Annotated in this window: 26 protein-coding genes; 16 read left to right on the top strand and 10 right to left on the bottom strand. The window is 55.7% G+C overall.

Annotated elements, in window-relative coordinates:
* Positions 1 to 19: 19 nt before the first annotated feature.
* Positions 20 to 640: a phage tail protein gene (locus H598_RS0120805; protein ID WP_028114732.1), complete on the bottom strand. Its 621-nt coding sequence runs from the start codon at positions 638 to 640 to the stop codon at positions 20 to 22.
* Positions 641 to 714: 74 nt separating this feature from the next.
* Between H598_RS0120805 and H598_RS0120800 the strand changes: the two genes are divergently transcribed.
* The gene (locus tag H598_RS0120800) at positions 715 to 1,221 is read left to right on the top strand and encodes a GNAT family N-acetyltransferase (protein WP_028114731.1); all 507 of its coding nucleotides are present in this window, start codon (positions 715 to 717) and stop codon (positions 1,219 to 1,221) included.
* Here H598_RS0120800 and H598_RS0120795 read toward each other — a convergent pair.
* The 3 genes from H598_RS0120795 to H598_RS0120785 all read right to left on the bottom strand — a co-directional run bounded on the left by H598_RS0120795 (position 1,181) and on the right by H598_RS0120785 (position 3,924).
* On the bottom strand, positions 1,181 to 1,507 hold the full coding sequence (locus H598_RS0120795) for a DUF6916 family protein (protein WP_156897132.1): 327 nt from the start codon (positions 1,505 to 1,507) through the stop codon (positions 1,181 to 1,183). The two genes, H598_RS0120800 and H598_RS0120795, sit on opposite strands and share 41 nt — an antisense overlap.
* Before the next feature lie 193 nt (positions 1,508 to 1,700).
* Positions 1,701 to 3,491, bottom strand: coding sequence for a DUF3413 domain-containing protein (locus H598_RS0120790; protein ID WP_035416376.1), 1,791 nt, complete (start codon positions 3,489 to 3,491; stop codon positions 1,701 to 1,703).
* A 205-nt stretch (positions 3,492 to 3,696) separates the two neighbouring features.
* Complete coding sequence (locus H598_RS0120785; protein ID WP_028114728.1) at positions 3,697 to 3,924, bottom strand: YejL family protein; 228 nt, start codon at positions 3,922 to 3,924, stop codon at positions 3,697 to 3,699.
* 77 nt (positions 3,925 to 4,001) lie between these two features.
* Here H598_RS0120785 and yejK point away from each other — a divergent pair, with 77 nt between their 5' ends.
* From yejK to H598_RS0120765, 4 genes are all read left to right on the top strand, one after another.
* Positions 4,002 to 5,024, top strand: coding sequence for a nucleoid-associated protein YejK (gene yejK, locus H598_RS0120780; RefSeq protein ID WP_028114727.1), 1,023 nt, complete (start codon positions 4,002 to 4,004; stop codon positions 5,022 to 5,024).
* Between the two features lie 292 nt (positions 5,025 to 5,316).
* Positions 5,317 to 6,687, top strand: a complete 1,371-nt coding sequence (locus H598_RS0120775; protein WP_035416375.1) for a YjiH family protein — start codon at positions 5,317 to 5,319, stop codon at positions 6,685 to 6,687.
* Positions 6,688 to 6,902: 215 nt separating this feature from the next.
* The gene (locus H598_RS0120770; RefSeq protein WP_028114725.1) at positions 6,903 to 7,610 is read left to right on the top strand and encodes an SIMPL domain-containing protein; all 708 of its coding nucleotides are present in this window, start codon (positions 6,903 to 6,905) and stop codon (positions 7,608 to 7,610) included.
* Between the two features lie 11 nt (positions 7,611 to 7,621).
* Complete coding sequence (locus H598_RS0120765) at positions 7,622 to 8,092, top strand: hypothetical protein (protein ID WP_028114724.1); 471 nt, start codon at positions 7,622 to 7,624, stop codon at positions 8,090 to 8,092.
* A 63-nt stretch (positions 8,093 to 8,155) separates the two neighbouring features.
* On the opposite strand, the gene H598_RS0120760 is transcribed toward H598_RS0120765, so the two are convergent.
* The gene (locus H598_RS0120760; protein WP_028114723.1) at positions 8,156 to 9,502 is read right to left on the bottom strand and encodes a dihydroorotase; all 1,347 of its coding nucleotides are present in this window, start codon (positions 9,500 to 9,502) and stop codon (positions 8,156 to 8,158) included.
* 81 nt (positions 9,503 to 9,583) lie between these two features.
* Here H598_RS0120760 and H598_RS0120755 point away from each other — a divergent pair, with 81 nt between their 5' ends.
* From H598_RS0120755 to H598_RS0120740, 4 genes are all read left to right on the top strand, one after another.
* The gene (locus tag H598_RS0120755; protein ID WP_035416374.1) at positions 9,584 to 10,402 is read left to right on the top strand and encodes a M23 family metallopeptidase; all 819 of its coding nucleotides are present in this window, start codon (positions 9,584 to 9,586) and stop codon (positions 10,400 to 10,402) included.
* A gap of 172 nt (positions 10,403 to 10,574) precedes the next feature.
* Positions 10,575 to 10,772, top strand: a complete 198-nt coding sequence (locus tag H598_RS0120750) for a hypothetical protein (RefSeq protein WP_028114721.1) — start codon at positions 10,575 to 10,577, stop codon at positions 10,770 to 10,772.
* A gap of 64 nt (positions 10,773 to 10,836) precedes the next feature.
* Positions 10,837 to 12,582 carry a GGDEF domain-containing protein gene (locus H598_RS0120745; protein WP_028114720.1) on the top strand — a complete coding sequence of 582 codons (1,746 nt, stop codon included), beginning with the start codon at positions 10,837 to 10,839 and terminating at the stop codon, positions 12,580 to 12,582.
* Complete coding sequence (locus H598_RS0120740) at positions 12,579 to 13,388, top strand: SAM-dependent methyltransferase (protein WP_028114719.1); 810 nt, start codon at positions 12,579 to 12,581, stop codon at positions 13,386 to 13,388. The genes H598_RS0120745 and H598_RS0120740 overlap by 4 nt, the downstream gene beginning before the upstream one ends.
* Before the next feature lie 65 nt (positions 13,389 to 13,453).
* Here the strand turns inward: H598_RS0120740 and H598_RS0120735 are convergent, their stop codons facing one another.
* A complete protein-coding gene (locus tag H598_RS0120735; RefSeq protein WP_084144565.1) occupies positions 13,454 to 14,374 on the bottom strand; it encodes a polyprenyl-phosphate transporter in 921 nt (306 codons plus the stop codon).
* An 84-nt stretch (positions 14,375 to 14,458) separates the two neighbouring features.
* Between H598_RS0120735 and H598_RS0120730 the strand changes: the two genes are divergently transcribed.
* Positions 14,459 to 15,589, top strand: a complete 1,131-nt coding sequence (locus H598_RS0120730) for a MalY/PatB family protein (protein ID WP_035416372.1) — start codon at positions 14,459 to 14,461, stop codon at positions 15,587 to 15,589.
* On the opposite strand, the gene H598_RS0120725 is transcribed toward H598_RS0120730, so the two are convergent.
* On the bottom strand, positions 15,586 to 16,164 hold the full coding sequence (locus H598_RS0120725; RefSeq protein ID WP_028114716.1) for a VOC family protein: 579 nt from the start codon (positions 16,162 to 16,164) through the stop codon (positions 15,586 to 15,588). The genes H598_RS0120730 and H598_RS0120725 overlap by 4 nt on opposite strands.
* The gene (yfcE, locus tag H598_RS0120720; RefSeq protein ID WP_028114715.1) at positions 16,154 to 16,699 is read right to left on the bottom strand and encodes a phosphodiesterase; all 546 of its coding nucleotides are present in this window, start codon (positions 16,697 to 16,699) and stop codon (positions 16,154 to 16,156) included. Before yfcE ends, H598_RS0120725 begins: the two co-directional genes overlap by 11 nt.
* Positions 16,700 to 16,913: 214 nt before the next feature.
* Between yfcE and H598_RS0120715 the strand changes: the two genes are divergently transcribed.
* From H598_RS0120715 to H598_RS0120700, 4 genes are all read left to right on the top strand, one after another.
* Positions 16,914 to 17,255, top strand: coding sequence for a hypothetical protein (locus tag H598_RS0120715; RefSeq protein WP_028114714.1), 342 nt, complete (start codon positions 16,914 to 16,916; stop codon positions 17,253 to 17,255).
* A 103-nt stretch (positions 17,256 to 17,358) separates the two neighbouring features.
* On the top strand, positions 17,359 to 17,847 hold the full coding sequence (locus H598_RS25800) for a hypothetical protein (RefSeq protein ID WP_051252920.1): 489 nt from the start codon (positions 17,359 to 17,361) through the stop codon (positions 17,845 to 17,847).
* A gap of 31 nt (positions 17,848 to 17,878) precedes the next feature.
* Positions 17,879 to 18,376, top strand: coding sequence for an ATP-dependent zinc protease family protein (locus H598_RS0120705; RefSeq protein ID WP_028114713.1), 498 nt, complete (start codon positions 17,879 to 17,881; stop codon positions 18,374 to 18,376).
* Positions 18,376 to 19,278 (top strand): DMT family transporter, encoded by a 903-nt coding sequence (locus H598_RS0120700; RefSeq protein ID WP_028114712.1) that lies wholly within the window; start codon positions 18,376 to 18,378, stop codon positions 19,276 to 19,278. The genes H598_RS0120705 and H598_RS0120700 overlap by 1 nt, the downstream gene beginning before the upstream one ends.
* Positions 19,279 to 19,350: 72 nt before the next feature.
* On the opposite strand, the gene H598_RS0120695 is transcribed toward H598_RS0120700, so the two are convergent.
* Positions 19,351 to 20,541 (bottom strand): class I SAM-dependent methyltransferase, encoded by a 1,191-nt coding sequence (locus H598_RS0120695; protein ID WP_028114711.1) that lies wholly within the window; start codon positions 20,539 to 20,541, stop codon positions 19,351 to 19,353.
* Positions 20,542 to 20,710: 169 nt separating this feature from the next.
* The gene (gene dmeF, locus H598_RS0120690) at positions 20,711 to 21,715 is read right to left on the bottom strand and encodes a CDF family Co(II)/Ni(II) efflux transporter DmeF (protein ID WP_051252919.1); all 1,005 of its coding nucleotides are present in this window, start codon (positions 21,713 to 21,715) and stop codon (positions 20,711 to 20,713) included.
* 256 nt (positions 21,716 to 21,971) lie between these two features.
* Here dmeF and H598_RS0120685 point away from each other — a divergent pair, with 256 nt between their 5' ends.
* Both H598_RS0120685 and H598_RS0120680 read left to right on the top strand, forming a co-directional pair.
* A complete protein-coding gene (locus H598_RS0120685; RefSeq protein ID WP_028114709.1) occupies positions 21,972 to 22,745 on the top strand; it encodes a methyltransferase domain-containing protein in 774 nt (257 codons plus the stop codon).
* A gap of 133 nt (positions 22,746 to 22,878) precedes the next feature.
* The gene (locus H598_RS0120680) at positions 22,879 to 24,126 is read left to right on the top strand and encodes a peptidoglycan DD-metalloendopeptidase family protein (protein ID WP_245595633.1); all 1,248 of its coding nucleotides are present in this window, start codon (positions 22,879 to 22,881) and stop codon (positions 24,124 to 24,126) included.
* The last annotated feature ends 532 nt before the right edge of the window (positions 24,127 to 24,658 follow it).

Here is a 24,658-nt window from a genome sequence, read left to right as displayed (position 1 = left end):
CTGTTGTCTCAGTGGTGAGTTAGTTTCGTGATGGGAAGATGCCCATCAAGGCGATGACGTAATTCATCGCGATGGACGGCTGCATAATGGAAAATGCCTGACTGCCGCCGGTTAGCAGGGTTTGCCCGGTGAGTGCGGCGGTGCCGGAGACCGTCGCCGGGAAGGCCTTCATGGCCGAGTCTGGGGCATCGGAGTAAGCCTTTGTTGCTCGGCCCGGAGCGCCGATAATGGCAGGCACATTACCCTTGGGCGTGTCCTGATTAGCGCTCTCATTGGACGCCGGTGGCTCGATATTGGCAGTGCCGGTAAATGCGACGTTATTCCCCTGAATCTGGTGGTTGTGGCTTGGCAGCTCCAGAACGTTCAATGTGTGGGTCGTCGTTCCTGTGAATTGACCTAGCCGCCAGGTTGGTTGGCCGGGACCTGTGCCGGCGTTGCCGCCGCAGTGAAGCGGAACCCGGCCCCGCATTTCCGGCAGGCCGAACGTGGTGCGACCATCGCCGCCATAGGTGGTGCCCAGCAGGGAGAACAGCGCAGTATTCTGGGCAATGGCCATGATTTGACCGTTGCAAAACGCCCAGCCTCTGGGGGCAAAATTGAAGCCCACCATCTTGATTTCACCGATATAGGGTTCTGACATGTTCACATTCCTTGTGTTGTTTGCATTGCATCGATTGGGTAAGGTGAGCGTTCATTTCAGACAGGATGTCCCTAATGACCGACCGCGCAACCTTACCCCTAACTCTTCGTCGCCATAGTGAGGCGGACTTGCCATTCTTGCGTCGCCTCTATGCCGATGTGCGCCGGCAGGAGCTGGCGGCGGCCCAGTGGCCCGAGGCCCAACTGCAGGCGTTTTGCGAGTCTCAATTCGAGGCCCAGTATCGCCACTACCAACAGCATTATTGCAGCGACCGCTTCGACATCATCGAACTGGATGGCAAGGCCATCGGGCGGCTGTTTGTGGATGCCTGGTCCACTGAGCTTCGTATTGTCGACATCTCTCTACTTCCCGAATATCGCGGCCGGGGCATTGGCAGTCATTGCTTCCGGCGCCTGTTTCAAGAGGCGCAGAGCAGCGATCGCACCGTAACCATTCATGTTGAGCGTAATAACCCGGCTCGAAAGCTCTATGAGCGTCTGGGTTTTCGTCTTAAAACCGAGACCAATGAGATCTATCTGCTCATGGAGTGGCAACCGGCTCACGCTCGCGGGAAAAAATGACCTCGTAGCTGCCGTTGCCCAGCGGCACGCACAGCAGTGGTTGTTTGCCGGTGCTGGCATGTTCGAGGTAGTACACCCCTTGCTCAAACGCCAGTGATTCGTCGCCCTGAAGCACCACGCTCAGGCTTTCAAAGCGGCTGTTGGGAAGTTGGCTGTGATTGACCTGGCTGATCAACAGCGATTGTTGAGTGCCATTATCGTCACTGACGGTGAGGGTTTCCCCCTCAAGCTGCATAAAAGCGGCAAAGGCGGTGCGTGGGTCTGAAGAGACAGAGTCTGTAGTCACGTGAGAGTCCTTTCGCACGAGTTTGCAAATGATGGTGGTTCAAGACCATCTTAGGTTTGGGGCCATTGTAGTCAAGTTTTGGCGGCCGAATCGGCCAAAATTCATCAATATTGATGAGCACTCGCAAGGGAACCGACAAAAAAATGCCCCGGACGCTGAGCGGACGGGGCGTTGTCTTAAACCCGGGTGGCGATCACTTAGCGAACAGGCGGCGATTTTCCTTCATCACTTTCAGCAATGTCGGCGCGTCCAGTTTGGCGTCGCGGACGCGGCGATTTTGCCGATTATAGACTCGGTAGTCGCCGCGGTTGTCGATGACCGTGGTGGTGGAGTCGGTTTTAATGGCGAAATAGCGCTTGTTGCCCACGACTAAGAAGTCGGTGTCCGACGGGCTATAGAGGGTGTCGCCTGAGCTGTATTCGCGGGTGTTATTGGTACAGCCTCCGAGCAGCGTCAGCAGCGTCGGTGCAACACCATAGTGGCTGCTGCGGTAGTTGATGGTTCTGCCGCTTTCCCCAGGCCAGCGGATGATCATCGGTACCCGCAGGGTGGCGTCGGAGAAGTTACGGCTCAATCGGTTGTCCAGGCTGGTAAATTCCTGACCGTCGGTACCGGTAATGATCACCACGGTATCGCTGTCTAATTGGCTTAGCAGCTGCTTTAACTGGCCATCGAGGAAATGAATGGAGCTGCGATACTGGTTGAACAGCACCGCCTGGGCTTCGTTGATGGCCATCTGCGGTTTGACCGTGGGCAGGCCGACGAAGCCGACCGGGGTGCTGTACACCGAGGGTGAGTGATATTGAATCAGGGTAAAGCTGGGTGAGTGGCCGTTTTGCATCAGCTGCAGCGCCTGCTGAGTGCTGTTGATGTCCCGATCGGCAGCGGAGTCAAAGGCGGCCTCTGGGTGTAGGGTCATGCCTTTGAACATCACCGCCATCTTCGGCTCGCTGGCACTGACAGTGGTGCCGACCACATTCAGTCGATAGCCCTGCTGGGCCAGCACCGAGGTCAGGATCGGCTGATGCTGGTCTGCCTGCAATGAGTCTTCGTAGGCGGGCAGCAAGCCATAAAACAGGCTGCGCAGGCCCTGGTCGGCGTCGTTGCTGCCACTGTAGTGGTGGCTGAAGACATGGCTGCCCTGGCTCCACTGGCTCAGGTAGGGCATGGTTTGTTCATTGACCAGGTCCTGCCTCAGGGCGTCGATTGCGATAATGACCACATCGGGCGAGTCACTGGCCTGGCACTGCATCGGTTTAACCGGGTAGTTGAGCTGTGACGTGGGGCGCGCCGTCGAGGTGCGCTCTGCCAGGGTCTCCTCATCGACAATGCCACGACTGGCCATAAAGCTGCGGGCGGTGGCCGGGTAGTGCAGGGGCAGCATCTCATCCATTTTGGTGATGGGTTGGTACACATTGGCGTCGGCCCAGATGTGAATCAGGTGGCCGCCCAAAAAGGCACTCAGCATCACGGTGGCAATCTTTCCGCCCCAGTTACGCCGGTTCAGGCGTTCGATGCGTTTCCATAGGCCGTTGGCGACCAGCAGTTGTATCGCCAGCATGGCCGCAGGAAGAATCAGCAGCCAGGGGGTACTAATCAGCTGTGGCAGATCGGAAAACGAGATGTCGAACACAAAGGGATTCAGGTGCAGGCGGTAATGGTCGAACACCAGAATATCGTACACCAGCACCGTATGAGCCAGCGTGGCCAACAGTGCCGCGTAACCCCGAAGAATTTTTGAGTAGGGTAAAATCAGCGTCAGTGGAAACAGACACAGCAGAAAAACCACAAAGCTGACAAAGGAGAAGTGGCCAAGCAGGGTGATGACTGAGTAAAACTGAGCCAGCAGGGTGTCGGGCCAACCAATGAGCTTGACGTAGCGCACGGCGATGGCGCTGGCCAGCAGTCCATTAAAGAAGGCGAACCAATGGCCCCAGGTGACCAGGCGGGATACTTTGTCTCTTTGCAGATCGGATGCGTGCATGAACGTCGTAATTTACCTAAATTTGAGCCCATATCCTAAGCGGAAAAAAGGCGCTATACCAGCAAGCTAGTGTAAATCTACCGGTTTGGAAACGGTTTTTGCTCTACAGGCAGGAATGAGTGCGGCTAGCCGCTGCGATTATGGCTATGTGTGAGTGGCCGAATCCGTGTCGGTTCAGGGCGTACCCTGAACCGAATGCCTTGAATCAGGCGTCGGCGCGGCTGTCGACCGAGGCGGCCAGGGCCTGACCGAACTGCTCGGCAATTCGCTTGCGGGAACCGGGAGCGATGTTGCGGTTGATGATGTCAGTGGCGGCATTTCCCAGTACCATCAGAGCGAGATCCGTAGGGGTCTCATTCTTTTCCAGTACCAGAATCAGCTCGTTCAGCAAGCTTTCTACGTCGTCGTTGCTGTATTTAGACAGAATAGCCATGGCTTTTCCTGTGATGTTGAATTAAAGGCGCAGTATAATAGCGGATCTGAACGCTAACCACTAACACCAGGAAAAAGATGATTAAGATCGAACAAGCAATATTGCATGCGGTGCAGCGGGAACCCGATGGCCAACTGCGCTGCCGCTTGCGTCCCCAACCCCTGAATCACTCAGATGCACTGGATGAGCTGCTTGCGGAGCTGCATCGTCTCTACACCGCTAAAGCCGGTAAGGGCTTCGGCTATTTTGGTGTCCCTGAAGGGGATGGCGAGGCCAATGAGGCGTTTAAAGAGGCGTTGACTCAATGGCGCACTGGCAACCTCGGATTTGTGGAATACAGCGGCCAGGCCAGTCAATTACTTGAGAAAGAGTTGGCCAAATACGACTTTGCTCAGGGTGGCTACCTGCTGATGGCGGCCTACAACCATGTGGCGTGTGACTACCTGTTTGTGGCCCTGATGTCGCCTAAGCCGAGCGTTTCCGTGTCTCAGGAGATGGAGGTTCACGGCAGCGAACACCTGGATCTGTCGAACCTTCAGCTGGCGGCGCGTATCGATCTGACTGAATGGCAGGCCGATCCAAGCTCGAAAAAATACATCTCTTTTGTCAAAGGCCGGGCGGGCCGCAAGGTAGCCGACTTCTTCCTCGACTTTATGGGCTGTGTCGAAGGGGTCAACACCAAGACTCAGAATAAGCAGTTGGTGCAGGCACTGGAAGACTATGTGGCGACCACGGATCTGGATAAGGATGAACAGCAGCAGTGTCGAGATGCGGTGTTTGATTACTGCAAAACTCAGATTACTGCCGGTGGTGAAGTGCAGTTGAAAGACATTGCCGATGAGTTTGCCGATCATGGTGCGGAAGAGTTCTACCAGTTTACTTCTGCCGGTGAATATGACCTGGAAGAGGCGTTTCCCGGCGATCAAAGCACCCTACGGCAACTGAAGAAATTCTCCGGCACCGGCGGCGGGGTATCGGTGAGTTTTGATGCCCATCATTTGGGGGAGCGGGTGGTCTGGGATCAGCGCAATGACACTCTGACCATCAAAGGGGTGCCACCAAATTTGTTGGATCAGTTGCAAAGACGCTTGAAAGCGTGAGCGAGATCGCATAAAAGAGGGGGCCCTGAGGATAACTCAGGGCCCTTTTTGTTTATAAGGTGTAAAAATTAACCGCTACAAAACCTTGCTGGTAAAGCGAATTTTTATTCATTATTTATATTAATTGGTGTTTTGGCGCCATAATTATGCAAATTGGAAGAATTTATATTTTACAACCCCTCATCTTTGGGCTAATCTGCGCAGCAACTCGTGTTATACGAATCGCAATTCGGCGCTGCGCAGGGCTCACAGGGGCCGGCAGACGCATAAGATAAGAATGAAAGGCACAACCATGCACAAGCAAGCAACAAACGACGCTCAGTTGAAAACCAGCAGAAACCTGCTGCTGTTTTTGCTGCCCTCCCTGATGGGGGTTCTGTTATTCATGACTCCGGTCATGTCAGGAGAGGGATTGACCATCCCCATCGCCATTTTGGCTAATGGTCTGAAGTCCGTTATCGGTGAGTCTTTGCCGTCGGTAGTGGCCGTGGTGGTGGTTCTGATGGGGGTGCTGACCATCCTGACTAAATTGCTGCGTCCGGCGTTTGTCACCAACAACAGCTTTCTCAATGGTCTGTTGAACGTATCGCCGCTGTGGTTTGTGACTCGCCTGCTGGGTGCGGCTTTTGTGATCATGGTGGTGACTGGCAGTGGCCCAGAAATGGTCACCAGTGGGGATACCGGTGCCTTTGTGTTCGGTGACCTGCTGCCCACTTTGTTCTCGGTATTTATCTTCGCTGGCTTGCTGTTGCCGTTGCTGACTCATTTTGGTTTGTTGGAGTTGATCGGTACGCTATTGACGAAGATCATGCGCCCGGTGTTCAACCTGCCTGGCCGTTCCGCCATTGACTGTCTGGCCTCCTGGTTGGGGGATGGCAGTGTCGGCATTCTGATGTCCAGCAAGCAGTATGAAGACAAGTGCTATACCCAGCGTGAAGCCGCGGTGATCGGCACGACCTTCTCTGCGGTTTCCATCAGTTTCAGCCTGGTGGTGATTGCCCAGGTCAGCCTGGAACATCTGTTTGTGCCTTTCTACGCCACTATCTGCATCGCCGGTTTTGTGGTTGCCGTGGTGGTTCCTCGCCTGCCGCCACTGCGCAACAAGAAAGACCTGCTGATTGATGGCAGCAAGCGTCCTGCGGATGCGGAGATGATCCCTGCCGGTCACAGCGTCCTGTCTTATGGCTATCTTAATGCCCTGAAGACGGTGGATAAAATTGACAGCCCGCTGAGCGTGGCTAAAGAGGGCGTGAAAAATGCCGTCGACATGGTGTTTGGTATTTTGCCCGTGGTTATGGCGATCGGTACCGTCGGCCTGATCATTGCCGAATACACCCCATTGTTTGCCTGGTTAGGGGCCCCTTTTGTGCCGCTGCTTGAGTTGCTGCAGATCCCCTTTGCTCAGGAAGCGTCTGAGACCATGGTGGTTGGCTTTGCCGACATGTTCATCCCTTCGGTGATTGCCGCTGGCATCGACAATGAGATGACCCGGTTCGTGATTGCAGCGATGTCGGTGACGCAGCTTATCTACATGTCTGAGGTCGGTGCACTGCTGTTGGGTAGCCGGATTCCAATCAATGTATTTGAGCTGTTCGTTATCTTCCTGTTGCGTACCCTGGTGTCGCTGCCGGTAATCGCATTGATGGCACACCTGATTTTCTGATGATGCTCACACTCCTAAAGGCCAGCGCAATCGCTGGCCTTTTGTTTTTTAATGCGGTGGTCGCTGTTGAGTATTAGTGGGCGGTGATCCCCCCTTGCGGGGACTGCCCCGTGGATAGGGGAGGCATGAACTGCTCGCCCATGATATAACTGTCGTGGCCTCTACGGCTTTAGACCCTGATAAAACATATAACTAACTCTTTTGGGAGGAAAAGGATGTCTAACCGCTCGTCTTTAATTCTCGGCCTCAGTTTGGCCGTGGCCATGGCTCTGGCAGCACTGATTTTGAGTCAAGGAATGCAGCAATTTAAGCTGCTGGATCGCACCGTGGTGGTCAAAGGGTTGGCTGAGCAAGAGGTGGACGCCAACATTGCCATCTGGCCGATTCGTTTCTCCGTCGCCGATAACGACCTGACTCAGGTATACGACTCTTTGGAGCGACAGGCGGAGCAGGTGAGGGCGTTTTTAGCGCGCCAGGGCTTTGGCGATGGCGAGATCACCCTCAATACCCCGGAAGTCACCGACAAGCTGGCACAGTCTTATGGTGCCGAGCAATCGCCGCTTCGTTACAGCGGTACCGCCACCGTCACCTTATACACCAACAAAGTTGCGACCGTGATCACGGCCCGTCAGCAGCTGTTTACCCTGGCTAAGCAAGGGGTCAACCTGGCATCGGAAGATTACAATGCGCGAACCGAGTTTCTGTTTACTGAGCTTAACCAACTGAAACCCCAAATGATTGAGCAGTCCACCCGCAATGCACGGGAAGTGGCAGAGCGGTTTGCTCAGGACTCCAGCAGTGCATTGGGGAAGATAAAACGGGCCCAGCAGGGCATTTTCTCGATTCGTGACCGAGATTCAACTACCCCCCATGTGAAAAAAGTTAGAGTAGTTTCCACCGTGGAATACTACTTGGTCGATTAGGGGGCAGGCTGATGCGATATTGGATTTTGGTGTTGGTCACCGTGCTGGCCGGCTGTGTGTGTGCCCCACCGGAACAGCAGTTCCTGCAGCCGACGCAGGTGCTGTCAGCGGTGGAGGCCGACGAGTTTGAACTTTGCTTTAAGGTGCCTGTTGGTAAGCACTTGGCCGGACCGGTGATGACCAAGGTGAGTTACACCGATGCTAAGGGGCACCATAGGGAAGCGTTTTTGCCGATGGAGTATGCCTCGAAAGATTATCTACCGGCACTGAAGGGCATTCTGATGTTCCGCAAGCCTGAGTACGAGTACCACTACCGACTCACAGAGCAGGGGCAGCAGACCTGGAAGGCGATTCAGGAACTGGTGAGCCAGGCGGGTACCGAGGCGCAACTGGTGCCTTATCCTGAAAATGGCATGTGGCACCATCAGAGTTTGGCCCCGGTTTCTGCCAGTGCCGATGGCAACGATAAGCTGCGGTTGTAGACTGGCACGGAGAAAACAAAAAAGCCTGAGCATTGCTCAGGCTTTTTTGATCGCGGCAGGGAGCTAACGGTCGAACTGCAGCCGCTGGCCGACCGGCTCGCTGGTGGCGGTACTGCCATCGAAGACTCGAACGCCGCCTACCCAGGTAGAAGCGATGGTGGAGCGGAAGGTGCGGCCCTCAAACGGACTCCAGTTGCACTTGTACAACAGGTTGTCTTTGTTGACCGTGTAGGGCTTATCCAGATCCACCAACACCAGATCGGCATGGTAGCCTTCGCGCAGGTAGCCACGCTCCTTCAAGTTGAAGCGTTCTGCCACGGCGTGACTGGTTTTCTGGACGATGGTTTCCAGGCTCAGGTTACCGTCATGATAGTGTTCGAACAGCGACTGCAGTGCGTGCTGTACCAGAGGCAGACCAGATGGCGCCTTGAAATAGGTGTTCTGCTTCTCCTCCCAGGTATGGGGGGCGTGGTCGGTGGCGATAATGTCGATAACATCGCGCTTTACTGCGTCCAGAATCGCTTGGCGATCCCGTTCGGTTTTCACCGAGGGGTTGCATTTGATCTGACTGCCGAGCGTGTCGTAATCGCCGTCGGAGAAGAACAGGTGATGGACGCAGGCTTCGGCGGTGATGTTGGCCCCTTTCAGGCTGTCCAGAGACTTATGGGCCTCAAACAGGGCCAACTCTTCGGCAGTGGTGATGTGCAGTACATGCAGCCGAGCACCGTGCTTTTTCGCCAATTCAATCGCCATGCGCGAGGACTTGATGCAGGCTTCGCGGGAGCGAATCTCGCCATGGAGTTTCATCGGTACCGCGTCACCAAACTTGGCTCGGGCCGCTTCCTCGTTGGCGTCGATCATCGGCGTGTCTTCGCAATGGGTGGCGATGGGCACCGGCGCGTTGGCAAAAATGGCTTCCAGCGTGTCCTTGTTGTCCACCAGCATGTTTCCGGTCGACGCCCCCATGAAGATTTTAATGCCACAGGCGGCCTGGGGATCCAGGTTTTTGATCTGTTCGAGGTTGTCGTTGGTGGCGCCGAGATAAAACGCGTAGTTGGCCACAGACACCTCTGCGGCGCGTTGGTATTTGGCTTCCAGCGCATCGATATTGGTGGTCTGAGGATTCACATTGGGCATCTCCATAAAACTGGTGATGCCGCCGGCGACCGCAGCTCGGGATTCGGTGGCCATACTGCCTTTTTGGGTCAGTCCCGGCTCACGGAAATGAACCTGGTCGTCGATCATGCCGGGAATGAGCAGCTTTCCGCTGGCGTCGATGACGTCGGCCCCGGCCGGGGCGTCAATGGCGGGAGCGATTCGGGCGATGCGTCCTGCATCGATCAGCAGGTCACTTTGCTGGCGAATGCCCTCGTTAAGCAGGGTCGCATTTTTTATCAATGTGGTTTTCATGGCGGCGTTTATGCTCTTGTAAGGGTGTAGGCGCCGCTTATAATAGCGGACTGGGCTCGGTTTCGCCTATAAGGAAGTGCGATGATATTCAGGTTGATTGTTGTTATTTTGTCAGTTTTTGCTTCACAAACTGCTGCTCTCGAGCTGCAGGGGGCGCTGACACAGGGCTCGTTAATTCGGGCTAAAGTTGCCCCGGGCAGCCAGGTGTGGTTGAACGACAAAGCGGTGCGGGTGGATGCCGATGGCAATCTGGTGATGGGCTTCGGACGTGACGCGCCCCTGAGTCACAAGTTGAAAGTGACTGGCCCAAACGGCGGCACTGACACCCATGATATAGAGCTCAGTCAGCGCAGTTACCGGACTCAGAGCATCGAAGGCATTGCTAAGAACATCATGGAGCCGGACCCCGAGGCCATCGCCCGGGCCCGTAAAGACAGTGCCCAGGTGAGGCAGGCTCGGGCCACCGATTCCGACGCCCTGTACTGGCAGCAGCAGTTTATCTGGCCGCTGACCGGCCCCATTACCGGCGTGTACGGCAGTCAGCGCATCTACAACGGCGTCCCTAAACGTCCTCATTTTGGCGTCGACGTGGCGGCGCCCACCGGTACTCGGGTGGTGGCGCCCGCCGACGGGGTGATCACTCTGGCGGTGCCGGACATGTTCTATTCCGGCGGTACTCTGATCATCGACCATGGCTATGGAGTCTCCTCCACATTCTTGCACCTGTCTAAGCTGCTGGTGACGCCGGGAACCCGGGTCAGCCAGGGCCAGGAAGTGGCCGAAGTGGGCGCCACCGGGCGAGTAACCGGTGCGCACCTGGACTGGCGTATCAACTGGTACGGTGAGCGGTTGGATCCCCAGTTGCTGGTTCCAAAGATGGCAGAGAAACAGAAAAAATGATTTCAGAATCAACTTAGTGGTTGAGCATCACTGAGCTTGTTGATAGCATCCAGATGTCGACCTCTGACGGCCATTTGCTCTGAGGAGTGCCTGAAATAGGGATATTTCTCAGGCTGTAGCGGGCCAGATGTGGCGACATCTTTTCTTTTTTCAATTGCACAAGGAGTGTGTGATGTCTACCAAAGCACAACAGTTGTTAATCAAGTTGGGTTTGGACGCGGAGTTGAGCCAGCGTTTCTCTGTGGATCCGAAGCAGGTATACCAAGAATTTGAATTGGAAGCCGAAGGTCAGCAGCAGATTGAACAGCTGATTGCCAGCGGCGATGATGATTCTTCACTGAACGGATTGTTGCTTTTCGTTCATTTTTAAAGAGTCTAGATGGTGATCTTCGCTTATTTAACATCGTGACATTGTGAACCTGGGATATCAGCAAATGCGTTATGTGTGGTTTGTCGTATTAGTTTGTTGCCTGTCCCTGCCGGCATGGTCTGCCGAGAATGATGTTAACGATAAAAGCCAGCAGTTGGAGTTTCTTTTCGATCTGGCAAAAGAAGATCCTAAGAGTGCGCTGCAGCAAACGGAGTTGTTGTTGCAGCGCTTTAATTATCTGAAGCCCAACGAGTTTTGTAAGGCGCTGCAGGTGGCGGCAGTGAGCCATTTAGGGGTAGGGCAGTATCGGCGCTCCTATGAGCGGGCGCAACTGGCGGCCCAGTGTGCGCTGGAAAATAAGTTGTATAAAGAGTTTATCTACAGCAGCAAGATACAGGCCATTAATGCTGCCGCCTTAGGTGAGTTTGTCGAGTCGATCCGGCTTTTTCTCGATGCCTCAAAATATATTGATCGTGTCGATGATGATGCGATTAAATTCGATCTGTTGTCCACCATTGCCAATCATTACACGCTTATCGATGACTATGAGAGTGCCTCTTATTATATGGAAAGGGCGAAATTGTATCGCCAGAAAGGGGCTGAATCCACTTGTATGGAAAGCATGGTTGATCAGCATATTTTAAAACTCAAAGGCAGTTATAAAGAAGTATTGGCGAAACTAGAACAATCTCGTGAGCGGTGTCATACGGATGGTAATAATTACGAGATTATCATGTGGAAACTGTATTACGCCGATGTGAAGATCCACTTTGAAAAATACGACGAAGCGTTGACTGTTCTGGCGGACTCTGAACAACTCTATACTGAAAATAATATCGATTACGCCAGAGACTCGTTGCACCTGCTGTACGCCAAGGCCTATCTCGGCAAGGGCGATCTGGCTCTAGCCAGAGAGCACATTGATGACTCCGCGAATGAACTTAGGTACTTGGCTCAGGATAAATCGTCGTACGAAATTGAAGTGCTGAGGGCCAAAGTCAGTTTTGCCGCCGGTGAGTTTAAACAGGCGGCGGAGTATTATGCCGCGGCTCTTGAACTGAAAGAGCTGTATCTGAAAAAGCTCAACTCAATCACCTTTGCGGTGCAAAAAATTGAGATGAACGCATTGCAGCAGGAGAATCAGGTCAAGGAAGCGCAGGCCCTGCAGCGGGCTCAGGAAGCGCAGCTAATGAGTGAGCGCAATCGCAGTCGCGGGGTCATTGCCGTCAGCGCCGCCGTGGTAATTGGCTTGCTGGGCATGTTCATTACTAACCGCCGAATGGGACGCAGTCGTGACCATTTTCGCAACCTGGCTCATTACGATGCCATTACCAGGGGCATGAGCCGAACCTTCTGGCTGCAAAGCGCCGCCGGACAGTGCGCCAAACTGGATCCGTCCACGCCCATCTCGGTATTGATCCTCAAGGTGGACGGTCTCAGGGACATCAATCTTGAGTACGGCTATGGCGTCGGTGATGATGTGCTGGCCAGGATCAGCCAGGTGGTGGACCGGCATGGCAGCAGCGACAGTCTGCTGGGCAGATTGGGCGGTAACCAGTTGGCGCTGCTGTTACCCGGAGTATCGCGGCCCAATGCGGAATCCATCGCCGAGCAGATTCGGTTGGAGACAGAAGCGATACCGCCGGAAGAGCTGGAATTGAGGCAGGCCGTTACCGTCAGCGTTGGCGTGTGCGGTTACAACCGTCAGAGGGATCTGGCAGAGATGATCCTGAGGGCCGATCGGGTGCTGGATGAGATTCGCGACGGCGGCGGTAATCAGGTACAAACCTTTAAAGGAAGCTACGCATGACACAGGGACGTTTGGATGTGGTGGGCCTGGGGATCAGCATTCCCCGTCATACCAGTAAGTTCACCGAGAGTCAGATTCGCCATGCGGATCAGGTCTATTACTTGGTGGCGCACCCGGTGGCAGAGGAATACCTCGAGGGGCTGAACCCCAAAGCGCGTTCGCTGCAGCGCCATTACCATGAGCAATCTTCTCGGCCTAAATCCTATCGAGCGATGACCGACGAGGTGGTCAGTGCGGTGGCCGCCGGGCAGCGGGTGGTACTGGCCTTGTACGGTCACCCGAATGTGTTTGCGTCGATCTCCAAGTGGTCGGTGAACGAGGTGCGGGCACTGGGCCTGCCGGCACAAAACCATCCAGGGATCGGTGCCGACGATTGCCTTATCGCCGATTTGAACATCGATCCCGGTAATCGGGGTATGAGTCATTTTGAGGCCGGGTTTCTGTCGATGTTTCAGGTGCCGCCCACGCCACACTGTTACATGGTGCTGTGGCAGATCGCGGTTGCCGGCGACACCAGTTGCACCAGCTTTGAAGGGGACGCGTCGCAGCGGCAGGTGCTGGTGGATAAGCTATTGAAGTACTACCCGGAAGATCACCCGGTGTGTTTGTATGAGGCGGCCACTTTGCCGGTGACTGAGCCGAGAATGGACTGGGTTGCCCTGAAAAATCTGGCCCGGGCGCCGATGAAGCAGTACACCACGGCAGTGATGCCGCCGTGTGAAGAGCTGGTTCCCGATGAAGAGGCTCTGGCTCGTCTTGGGGCCACCGTGGATGACATTCGAGAAAAGATCAGCAATCGCAGCTGATCTCGACGCAATAAAAAAGCCTGAGCAGTGCTCAGGCTTTTTTTATGTTGATTGGTTTTGGGGGGCTAATGGTGTCGTTGCCCCACTTTCTCCAGTACCAGCACCACCATAAAGCCTACGACGGCGCAGGCCAGCGCCAGATAGAGTTGATGGGGCTCGCCGGTAATGGACTCAAACTGGCCCGGCAACAGGTTTTCCTGCAGCAGTGGCACCTGGTCTCCTTTGGAATTTACCCGCCAGCTCAGTGTTTGCTTCCAGGGCCAGATTTTGCCCAGAGTACCGATCAATAATCCGGTTAGAAACGCCAGCGTGGCACCGTGAAAGCGGCGTAGCAGGAACGACAACAGGTGAGAGAAGCTCAGCAGTCCCAGCACACAGCCGCACAGGAAGATGGCTATGGTAGTCAGCTCGGCGCTTTTCACCGCACCGAGCACCGGCGCATACAGCCCCAGCAGCAGCAGAATAAAGCTGCCGGAGATGCCTGGCAGAATCATGGCGCAGATGGCGATCATGCCGCCGATCAGAATATTGACTGGCGTCGGGTCCAACGCCAGTGGGTTGGCCACCGAGATCAGGTAGGCGAAGCCGGCGCCTACCAGCAGTGACAGCAGCAACTGCGGCGACCAACCTTCAATTTGTTTGCCGATGTGGACAATGGAGATCAGAATCAGGCCGAAGAAAAAACTCCACAGGCCGATGGGTTGATTCACCAACAGATAGGAGATCACCTTGGCCAGTGACGCGATGCTGATACCGATGCCGGACAACAGAGTCACCAGAAAAGAGCCGTTGATGTGATTCCATACTGCCTTAAAGCCTTGCTGACGCCAGAGACCAAATAGGCTGGGGTTGATGCGGCGAATGCTTTCCAGCAGCGTGTCGTAGATGCCGGTAATGAACGCGATGGTACCCCCGGATACGCCGGGCACTACATCGGCGGCGCCCATGGCCAGTCCTTTCAGGAAGGTTTTTATATCCAATGTCATAGAGAAAGCTGTAACTGAGTAAGATAGTCGGCATTATAGGGGCTGAATGTCGAAAAGTCGTGGATGGACAAGGGGAAGCCGCAGATGGAGTTTGAAAAATACATCGACCGTCGCCAGAGTGACAGCCTGAAGTGGCAAAAGTACGCCGGCCGGGATGTGCTGCCGCTGTGGGTGGCCGATATGGATTTTGCCATTCCCGAGCCGGTGACCCAGGCGTTGCAGGCAAGGCTGAAACACGACATTTTTGGCTATGGGGTGCTGTCTCAGGGGACCAAGCAGGCGGTGTGTCAGTGGTTACTCCGCCGCTGGCAGGTGGAGGCAACGCCGTCGCAGTTGGTGACATTGCCGGCAGTGGTGCCGGGGCTGAATTTCGCGGTGGAATCTCAACAGTTGTCAGACATCGGTTTTTTCTCGCCCGTCTATCCCCCCATTCGTAAGGTGGCAGAAAACCTCAATATTCGTGGCCGGGCCTTTGAATTAAAGATGGAAGCGGGTCAGTACCGTTTGCCATTAGAGCAGATTGAGCAGGCCGCAGCCGATGGCATGCAAGGGTTGATACTGTGCAACCCCCACAACCCTGGCGGCACGATCTGGACCGAGGCCGAGCAGCAACAACTGTTGCGGTTAGCTCGTCGCTACCAACTGCTGCTGATCAGCGATGAGATTCATGGCGATCTGATTCTGCCCGGGCATCGGCATCGTTCGCTGTCGGCACTGGCGCAGGAGCAGGATCGGGTCATTACCCTGGTATCGGCTGGTAAGAGCTTTAATCTGGCGGGCTTGCCCATGGCCTTCGCCATCGTCAAATCCCCGGTTTTGCGCCAGAGTCTGAAGGGGTGGTTGCAGGGGCGCTGTGCCACTCATAATGTGCTGGCAGCGGTGGCGATGGAGGCGGCCTTCAGTCAGTGCCAACCCTGGCTCGATGCGCTGATTGAGTATTTGGGCCAGAACTGGCAGTTACTGGAACAGACACTGTCGCCGGTGACGGGACTGACCCTGATGGCGCCACAGGCGACTTACCTGGCCTGGATTGATTGTCGCGCCCTGGGATGGGAAACCCCGTCTAAGGTGTTCACCGACTATGGGGTGGGCTTGTCTTGTGGCACCGAATTTGGGGCGCCGGGGTTTGTACGGTTGAATTTTGCCTGCCCGAGAGAGACTTTGGAGCTGGCCCTGAGCCGAATGCTCAAGGCCATCGAGACGCATCGGCCTTAGTTGGCAGCGGGCGCAGGCTGAGCGCCAATCACCTGACGAATGTCATAGGGGTGCAGTTTGATGGTGAGGTGGTTGCTTTTAAACGACACCGAAGGGTTAGGCAACGGCTCGTCATCGGCTTTAGAGTCGCTGGATTTGACCGCGATCTCCAGGGTGCCGTCCTCAATGACCGGCCATTTGGCGGTAATCACTGGCAGTTGTTTGACCGCCTTCATCAGCTGCTGTTCGTTCTCTGCTCCGCAGGGCAGGACAAACTCGATGTGTTCCCAGCCATCACGGCGTTTGCGGCCATCGGGGAAGGGCAGTTCGATGACACTCACCTGCCAGGGGCCGACGCTGAGCGGTTGCTCCAGCTCAATCAGGTAGATCGGGCGACCGTTGATCACCTTATCCGACAGAATGGTGCCTCGTTTTTCGAACTGAGTTTTCAGGTGCTCGGCATCGCTCTTCTCGGTGACCCGTAGGGCAATGTGATCCACCTCCAGCTGCGCCTGAACCAGCCCCAGGCGGTTGGCGAAGATGGTGATGTTATGGCCAAACTCGGGCAGTTTGGCGATCAGCTGTTCAAAATTCATCGATGCTTGCCTGCTCTATGACGTTGCCGTCCAAATCCATGACTGTCAGAAGCTTACCATCAAAATGACCCAGGCTGGGGGCGAATCCGCCTTTTGGCAGGGTGATGGAGCCGGGATTGAACATCAAACGCTTTTCCTGCCAGCGGGCCATGGGAATGTGGCTGTGGCCAAAACAGAACAGGTCACCGTCGGCCAGGGGAGGCAGTTGGCTGTCGTTCCACAGGTGACCATGAGTCACAAAGGCGCGTTTGTTACCCAGCATCAGGTTGTTGTAGTCCGCCATCAAAGGAAACTGACACAGCATCTGGTCCACTTCGGAGTCGCAGTTACCGCGAACCGCCAAAATCCGGTCGGCCCATTGGTTGAGGCGCTCGGCGACGGCAGGGGGATTGTATCCCTCGGGTACCGGGTTGCGGGGACCGTGGTTGAGAACGTCTCCAAGAAGGATAAGGTGACGGCATGATTTGCGCTGCGCCCACTCCAGCGCGCGTTCCAGCGCAGGCAGGCAGCCATGAATGTCAGAGATAAACAGCATCAGTGAAACTCGGCAGGAAGGAATGACGTCAGTGTAACTGCCACCTGTTAACAACGCCAGCTAAGCGGGGTTTAAGGGCGTCAGTGTGTGAACTGTCTTTATAAAAAGGCGGTTGCTGGCGGGGATTTGGCTTTTCAATGCTCGGTAGCTAGGGTAACGTGATTCGGTCATCTTAGGGAAATTAGAGAGCCGTGATAAGCGGATGGGAGGGAGTATGCACAATCAGCACAGACTGACGCAGGGGGCTCAGGACGGCCAGACTCCGGTGATGGAAGTGCCAAGCAAACAGGTGGCCACCATGTGGTTGTGCCTGTTGGCGACTTTGACTAAGGAGCAGGTTCAGGCGTTGGGGGACTGCAATATGGCCCTGGCGTTTGATCTGGGGGTGGCGGTCAGAATGGCTGAGGAGGAGCAACAGTCACTGACACTGGTGATTTCCGAGGTGTTGGCCTTTTATAACGACAAGTTGGGCCTGGCTCTGGACTCGTTGACTCTGGCGCCGGCCATCGCCACCGGGGTTTATCGCAGCCAACAGGTTCAACATAAGCGGCACTAGTGAGGGGGATTGGGATCCGCTTCGCCGAATTGGTCTGAGGTTCTGGTGTTGCTGGCTTCGCCCTTGTAGGCTCAACCTTTCCCCAGTTTCAGAGTGGATTAGTTTGCGCGAGACTCTGCTTATCGGTGTCATCTTGTGTGTGCTCATTGCGCCAGCCTCGGCCGGTATCGAGCAGTTGGATGCGGCATTTTCTGATCAGTTCGGACATCCCTGTCACCTGAACCATGAGGTGACCTGGCTGCTGTTTGCCCATGATAAGGCCGGCTCGCATCTGGCCATGAAGGCGCTGGAATCCACCGCTGCCCTCAACGATCCTGGTGGACGTTACTTGGTGGACACCAGCGCCATTCCCGGTTGGGTGGCAAGCTGGTTTGTGTTGCCTAAGTTACGGGAGCTGCCCTACGCCGTTTGCCTGGATCCTAAGGGCGAAACCGCCGAAACGTTGGCGGGTGAGCCTGGTACCGTTCAGGTGTATCGCCTGCACCGGCGAGGTCTCCAGCAACGTCAGGAGTTTTCACAACTGTCGGCCCTGGAGCGACACCTGAGGTTACTTATTAGCACAAGCCCAGAAGCCAAACCCTTGCTACAATAGCGGTTTTAGAGACTTAAGGCGCAGCAGCAATATGGCCAGATTCATCCAAGCGATAGTATTGGCATCGGTGGTGTGGATGGTGGCCAGCCAGGGGCACGGCATGACGAAATCCGTAGTAGGACCGGTTGAGTACCTTACCTTGGGTAAGGCGTCGGTTCGCTATCTGGCCCGCATCGATACCGGTGCAGCCACCACCTCTTTGCACGCCATCAACGTGCGAATCGATTCCTCCTCTTCCCGAGCATCCGACAACATCGGCAAGGTAGTGCGCTTTTCCAGCGGTAATGAACTGGGACAGACTCAATCTCTGGCTGCGGTGGTGGTTGATGTGATTCGGGTACGCAATGCTCAGGGCACCGAATCTCGCTATGTGGTGGAATTGCCGCTGACATTTAACGGCCATACTCGGGAAGTGCGGGTCAATCTTCGCGACCGGAGTCGAATGAAATACAAGCTATTGCTGGGGCGAAACTGGCTTAGCGGTCACCATCTGGTGGACGTGGATCGTCGCCCGGCCGGAGAGGAGTGATGCGCTACCTGATGCTGGTGACGTTGCTGTGGGCGTTCTCCTTCAGTCTGATTGGCGAATTTTTGGCGGGGCGGGTCGACCCTTGGTTTTCGGTGCTGGTTCGTATCGCTCTGGCATTAATGGTGATGCTGCCCTGGTTGCGGCCGCGGCGATTGTCTCTCTCCTCGAGTTTGGTGTTGATGGCCATCGGTGCTTGCCAACTGGGGGTGATGTACGGCTTCTATTACCACTCGTTTGAGTACCTGAGCGTGGCCGAAGTGCTGCTGTTTACCGTTATGACGCCGGTGTACGTTACCCTGTGGTACGACTTACTTCATGGCCGTTTCTCTCCCTGGTACCTGCTGACGGCGGCCATTGCCGTGGCGGGCACGGCGGTGATCAAATACGCTTCGGTCAATGCCGATTTCCTGCTCGGGTTTGCCGTGGTGCAGGGCGCCAACCTCTGTTTTGCCATCGGCCAGGCCAGTTACAAGTGGTGGATGGAGAAGCAGTCGCAGACGCTGCCTCAGCATCAGGTGTTCGCGTTGTTTTATGTCGGTGCCTTGCTGGTGGCTCTGCCGGCTTATCTGATGCTGGGAAACTCGGACCGGTTGCCACAGACCATGACTCAATGGGGTATCTTGCTGTGGTTGGGAGTGGTGGCGTCCGGCCTCGGGTATTTTTTGTGGAACCGGGGGGCGTGCCAGGTGGATGCCGGAGCACTGGCCATTATGAATAACCTGCTGGTACCGGCGGGACTGCTGGTGAACCTGGTGCTGTGGCAGCACAATCTGCAGTGGGGCCGGTTGATGGTCGGAGGCGGGTTGATTCTTGGTTCGCTGTGGTTGAATGAAGCCTGGGTCAAGCCTCGGGTTGAAGCCGCTCGGGCGATGGCATTGGCCCGCTCTGCCGGGCAGGGATGACAGGTTACTGCCAGTCCAGAGAGAACGAAAACAGGGGCCAACTGGCCCCTGTTGCTGGTGTGCAGTTTCGGATTACCAGACCCGTACCGCCAGTCCTTTCAGGTAGAAGCCTTCTGGAAAGGCGCTGCCGATGGGGTGATCCCCGGCCTGGCTCAGGCGCTCGATGATTTGCGCATCTCGACCGGCATCGATGGCGGCATCGGCGACAATCTTCTGGAACAGGTTGGATTCCATCAGGCCTGAGCAGGAGTAAGTCAGCAAGGTGCCACCGGGCTTGAGGATCTGCATGGCCACCATGTTGATGTCTTTATAGCCCCGGCAGGCCCCCATCAGCTGGGCTTTGCTGTCGGCAAACTTAGGCGGATCCAGAATGATCACGTCAAATTGAACCCCTTGATCCCGATACTCTCGCAACAGCTTGAATACGTCGGCTTCGACAAACTCGGCCTTGGACAGGTCCAGACCATTGAGCTCGGCATTCTGTTTGGCCAGAGCCAGAGCCGGAGCGGAAACGTCGGCATTGACCACGTGCGAGGCACCGGCTTTCAGGGCATAGGTGCCGAAGCCGCCACTGTAACTGAAGCAGTTGAGTACGCTGCGACCTTTGACGTAACGACTGGAGGCGAGACGGTTGTCACGTTGATCCAGGTAGTAGCCGGTTTTGTGGCCGGTAACGACGTCCACCAACAGCTGCAGACCATTTTCCTTGATCGCCATCGGCTGTGGTGGCAGTTCGCCCTTGAGCAGGCCGGTGGTGGGGGCCAGCCCCTCTTTCTTGCGCACGTCCACATCGGAGCGCTCATAGATGGCACATTCTGGGTACAGGTCACTCAATACCTTGACCAGAGTGTCCCGCCAGGCATCGGCCCCGGCGCTCAGAAGCTGGCAAACCAGCACGTCATTAAAGCGATCGATGGTGACGCCGGGCAGGCCGTCAGACTCGGCCGCCACCAGTCGGTAGCCGCTGATTTCGTGCTCTCGGGGCAAGGCATTGCGCCCGGCCTGGGCACGCTCAATGCGGCGACGAAAGAATGACTCATCGATGTTGTCATTGGCATCGAAGCTCCACAGTCGCACTCGAATCTGGGATTGCGGCGAATAGGCGCCGCGACCCAGCCAGCGTCCATCGTGGGACAGTACCTCAACGGTGTCTCCCAGGCCGGGGTTGCCATTGACCTTCTTAATCCCTTTGGAGAATACCCAGGGGTGGCGGCGTTGCAGAGATTTCTCCCGCCCTTTCACCAGCACGACGCTATTTTGCATAGTCATTTCCAAGATTTCATGATTGGCGCGGATTGTAGGTGCCATGGCAGGCTGAGGCAAGGGCGAAGGTGAAAACCTGGGCCCGCGCAGGGCGTTTAACATTGCAGAGTAGGGCGGCAGCCAGTCAATGGCTGACAGGCTGCCGCGAAATTGCGTTTACAGGCCGGGCTTAATCCAGGCAGGGGGTGTCGTGGCAGTGATGCACTTCGACGGTAATGTGGCTCAGCTCAGGCACATCCTTCAGTAACTGTTTATAGTGCTCAGGATCTTGCGGGTGGTGGGTCACCAGACTGATGATGGCGGCGCTGTGGTGCCCGCTGACTTTCCACAAGTGCAGATCGGCAATGCGGTTATCCCGATCCGCCTCAATGCGGTGACTGACTTTTTCCGCCAGAGCGTCATTCGGGCAGCGATCCAGCAGGGTCGGATAGGTGTCTTTTATCAAGCCCCAGCCCCAGCGGGTAATGATGATCGCGCCGACCACCCCCATGATGGGATCCAGGCCGGGCATGTCGAAATAGCGTGCGGCCAACAGGGCAAAGATGGCCGTCAGCGAGGTCAATGCATCGGCGATGACGTGCAGATAGGCGGCGTACAGGTTGTGGTCGTGGCTGTGTCCATGGCTATGGGAGTGACCGTGCTGGTGATCGTGGTCATGGTGACCGTGTTCATGGGAATGACCGTGGCTGTGTCCGTGGGAGTGGCCATGATGGTGATCCTCTCCTTGGTGTAGCAGGTAGGCACAGACAACGTTAATCACTAAGCCGACAACCGCCACAATCAGGGCGTTGTTGTAATCGATGGCCACGGGTTCAATCAGGCGCCAGATGGATTCAATGGCCATCATGGCCGCCACCAGTACCAGCGCGACCGCGCTGGTGAAACCGGCCAGGATATTCACTTTGCCGGAGCCAAAGCTATAGCGTGCGTCTTTAGCGGCTTTGCGGGCGAAGCTGTAGGCGAACAGCGTCAATCCAAACGCCGCCACGTGGGTGGCCATGTGCCAGCCGTCGGCCAGTAGCGCCATGGAGCCGGTCAGGTAACCGGTGACGATCTCGATCACCATCATGGCGGCGGTAATCAGTACCGCATACAGGGTGCGTTTTTCGTTCTTTTCCTGCTGCTGGGCAAACTGGTGGCTGTGTTGCCAGCGATGAAGACTGTGACTGTGCATGGTAGTGAGAATCAGTTTTATTATGGTTTGCTAATTTTAGCCAAGCCACTGCCGGAAAAACATGCGACAGCTCATATTTTTAACCCCATATTTACCATGGGTATACAAACAGAGTCCCTACGGGTGTCGCGGCGGGAGTGTTGATCGGTTTTTATCCTGATGGCGGCGCTCGGGCCTTTGGGCGCTTTACAGTTGCCGCAGGATAATGACAATGTGCGTTGGCACCTTTGGGTCAACGATTCGGTGAGAGGCAGCAGTGGCAGACGTTAACTTTGACACCCGGGCATCAAAATTTGCTCGAAACATATACGACAGCAGCAAAGGAAAAATCCGTGAAGCGGTGGTGATGCGGGAGTTGACCCAACATATCCTGCCACACCTGGCCGACACCTGCCCGGTTCTCGATGCTGGGGGCGGTCAAGGCCAGTTGTCGCTGCAACTGGCTCAACGGGGGCACCCGCTGTTACTGTGCGATCTTTCCGGCGAGATGCTGCAGCAGGCACAAAGCCGGGCAAAGGCATTGGCTGTCAGCGATCGCCTAACCACCTATCACGGACCGATTCAGAGCCTGGGAAGCGAATCGAATGGCCCCTATTCATTGGTGCTGTGTCATGCCGTGATGGAGTGGTTGGAACAGCCTCAGCAGACCATCATCGGCCTGCTTGAGCAGGTGGCGCCGGGTGGCTATTTGTCGCTGATGTTCTTTAACTATCGAGGCATGGAGATGCATAACCTGGTTGCCGGGAATTTCGATAACCTGGGTCATACCATGGTGCACGGTAAAAAGAAGGTTAAGTTGGCGCCTCGGCATGGCTTTGATAATCAGCAGGTGATTCGGTGGTTGACCGACGCAGGCATGGTGCTGGAACGGCAGGTGGGGGTCAGGGTGATTCACGATTATCTGCGGGATAAAGGCCGTCAGGAGCAGTCGTTGTCCCGTTTGCTGGAACTGGAGTTGGAGTACTCGGAAAAGCCAGTGTTTCGTGATTTGGGCCGCTACACCCATTTGATCCTGCGAAAGCCGGTTTAATCCTTTTTTTCTCCTGAAATGGGAACCGTTTACTGTGTTCCCGGTCAGATCTTTGGTCATCCTTTTTGACATTCCCCGGGCGACGGGGCAATTTGTCCTGCAGATTTTACGAATTATCGTTATGGAGTGAGCCGTGCGACAGAAGTTACAGGCTTTGGATTTTCGCGCCATTCAGCCTTGGTGGCTAATGGCTGGCGCACTCAGTATTGCCCTGTACGCATTGCTGCCAACGTCTCAGCATGGCCAGATCGTGCTGCCGGATCTCACCACCGAACCGGTTCCGGAGCTGGTTAGCCTCGACAGCGTTACCCTGCCGGAAACCCTCAGTTATGAGATCGCCAAGGGCGACAATCTTAGCCGTATTTTCTCTCTGATTGGCATCAGTCAGAAACAGATGTATCAACTGCTGGAGGCGGATTACTCGGTGCTGGCGCTCGATACCCTGAAAGTCGGTGATCGCCTCAATTTCTGGCTCGACGAAGCCGATAACGATCTACAGAAACTGGAACTGGTGTTTAATCCGGCTCATAAGGTGCGTTTCACCCAGGTGGCTCCCGGAGAGTACGAGGTGGAAGAGATTCGCCTCGAGGGCCAGTGGCGTTCCACCGGCGTTCATGGTGAAGTTAAAGGCAGTTTTGCTCGAGTAGCTCAGCAGGCGGGCCTGAATGCCAACGATGTGGCCGAGATTGAAAACCTGTTTAAGGACAAGTTGAATTTTCGCCGCGATCTGCGAGCTGGCGACCAGTTCGGAGTGGTTCGTCGCTCCCAGTTTGTGGATGACGTGGCCACCGGGAATCATGAGATTCTGGCGGTCAGCTTTGTGCTCAGAGGCAAAGAGGTGGATGCGTTCCGCCATACCGATGGTCAGTTTTACGATGCCGATGGCAACAGCCTGCAACGTGCCTTTCTGGCGCGGCCCTTTAATGGCAAATACCGCATCAGTGATCATTTCAATCGCCATCGCAAGCACCCGGTAACCGGGCGAGTAAAACCGCATAATGGCACCGACTGGGCGTTGCCCAGCGGTACTCCGCTGCTGGCGGCGGGAGATGGGGTGGTCACTCGCGTGGAAAATCATCCTTATGCAGGCCGTTACGTGGTGATTGACCACGGTGGTCGATACCGCACCCGCTATCTGCACATGTCCAAGATTCAGGTTCGCAAGGGCCAGCGGGTCAGTCGCGGGCAGCGTATCGGCCTGTCTGGTGCCACCGGTCGAGTAACCGGTGCTCACCTGCACTATGAGTTCCACATCAATGGTCGCCCCGTGGATGCTCTGAAAGCCGATATTCCTATGGCCTCTTCCATGGCGAAAAAGGAACGCCAGGCTTATTACGCCCAGGCACACCAGTATCGAGAGATGATGGGAATGGTTCAGTAACGATGAAAAAGAGCGGCAATTGCCGCTCTTTTTTTGTGGTTGCGGTTAACCTAAAATCAAAGTCACTGAGCCCTCGCGTTCGCAAGGGCGACACGGCGAGGATGGGGTGGTAGCGGTATGGTATTTGGCTCGCAGGGAGGCGCAGTTGGCACTCAGCATCAAACAACCTTCCGTCGTGCCCGCGGACGCGGGTACCCAGTGTCTGTTCTTAGGGAAATACCAAGCCACTGGGCCCTCGCGTTCGCAAGGGCGACAATGCCTCTTATGTCTTACCCGCGAAGGCGGGTATCCAGTGGCTTTTGCGGTCAACTTAAAATCAAAGTCACTGGGCCCTCGCGTTCGCAAGGGCGACAATTCCTCTTCTGTCTACCCGCGAAGGCGGGTATCCAGTGGCTTTTGCGGCCAACCTAAAATCAAAGTCGCTGGGCCCTCGCGTTTGCAAGGGCGACACGTTGAAGTGAGGTGGTTGTGGGGGATAGGACGGACGCCATCTGGCTTACGGTTTCCTTAATACTCGAATCCACCTTCCGTC

It is taken from the genome of Ferrimonas kyonanensis DSM 18153 (assembly GCF_000425405.1).
GTDB lineage: Bacteria > Pseudomonadota > Gammaproteobacteria > Enterobacterales > Shewanellaceae > Ferrimonas > Ferrimonas kyonanensis.
This window is presented reverse-complemented; position numbering and strand designations above follow the sequence as displayed.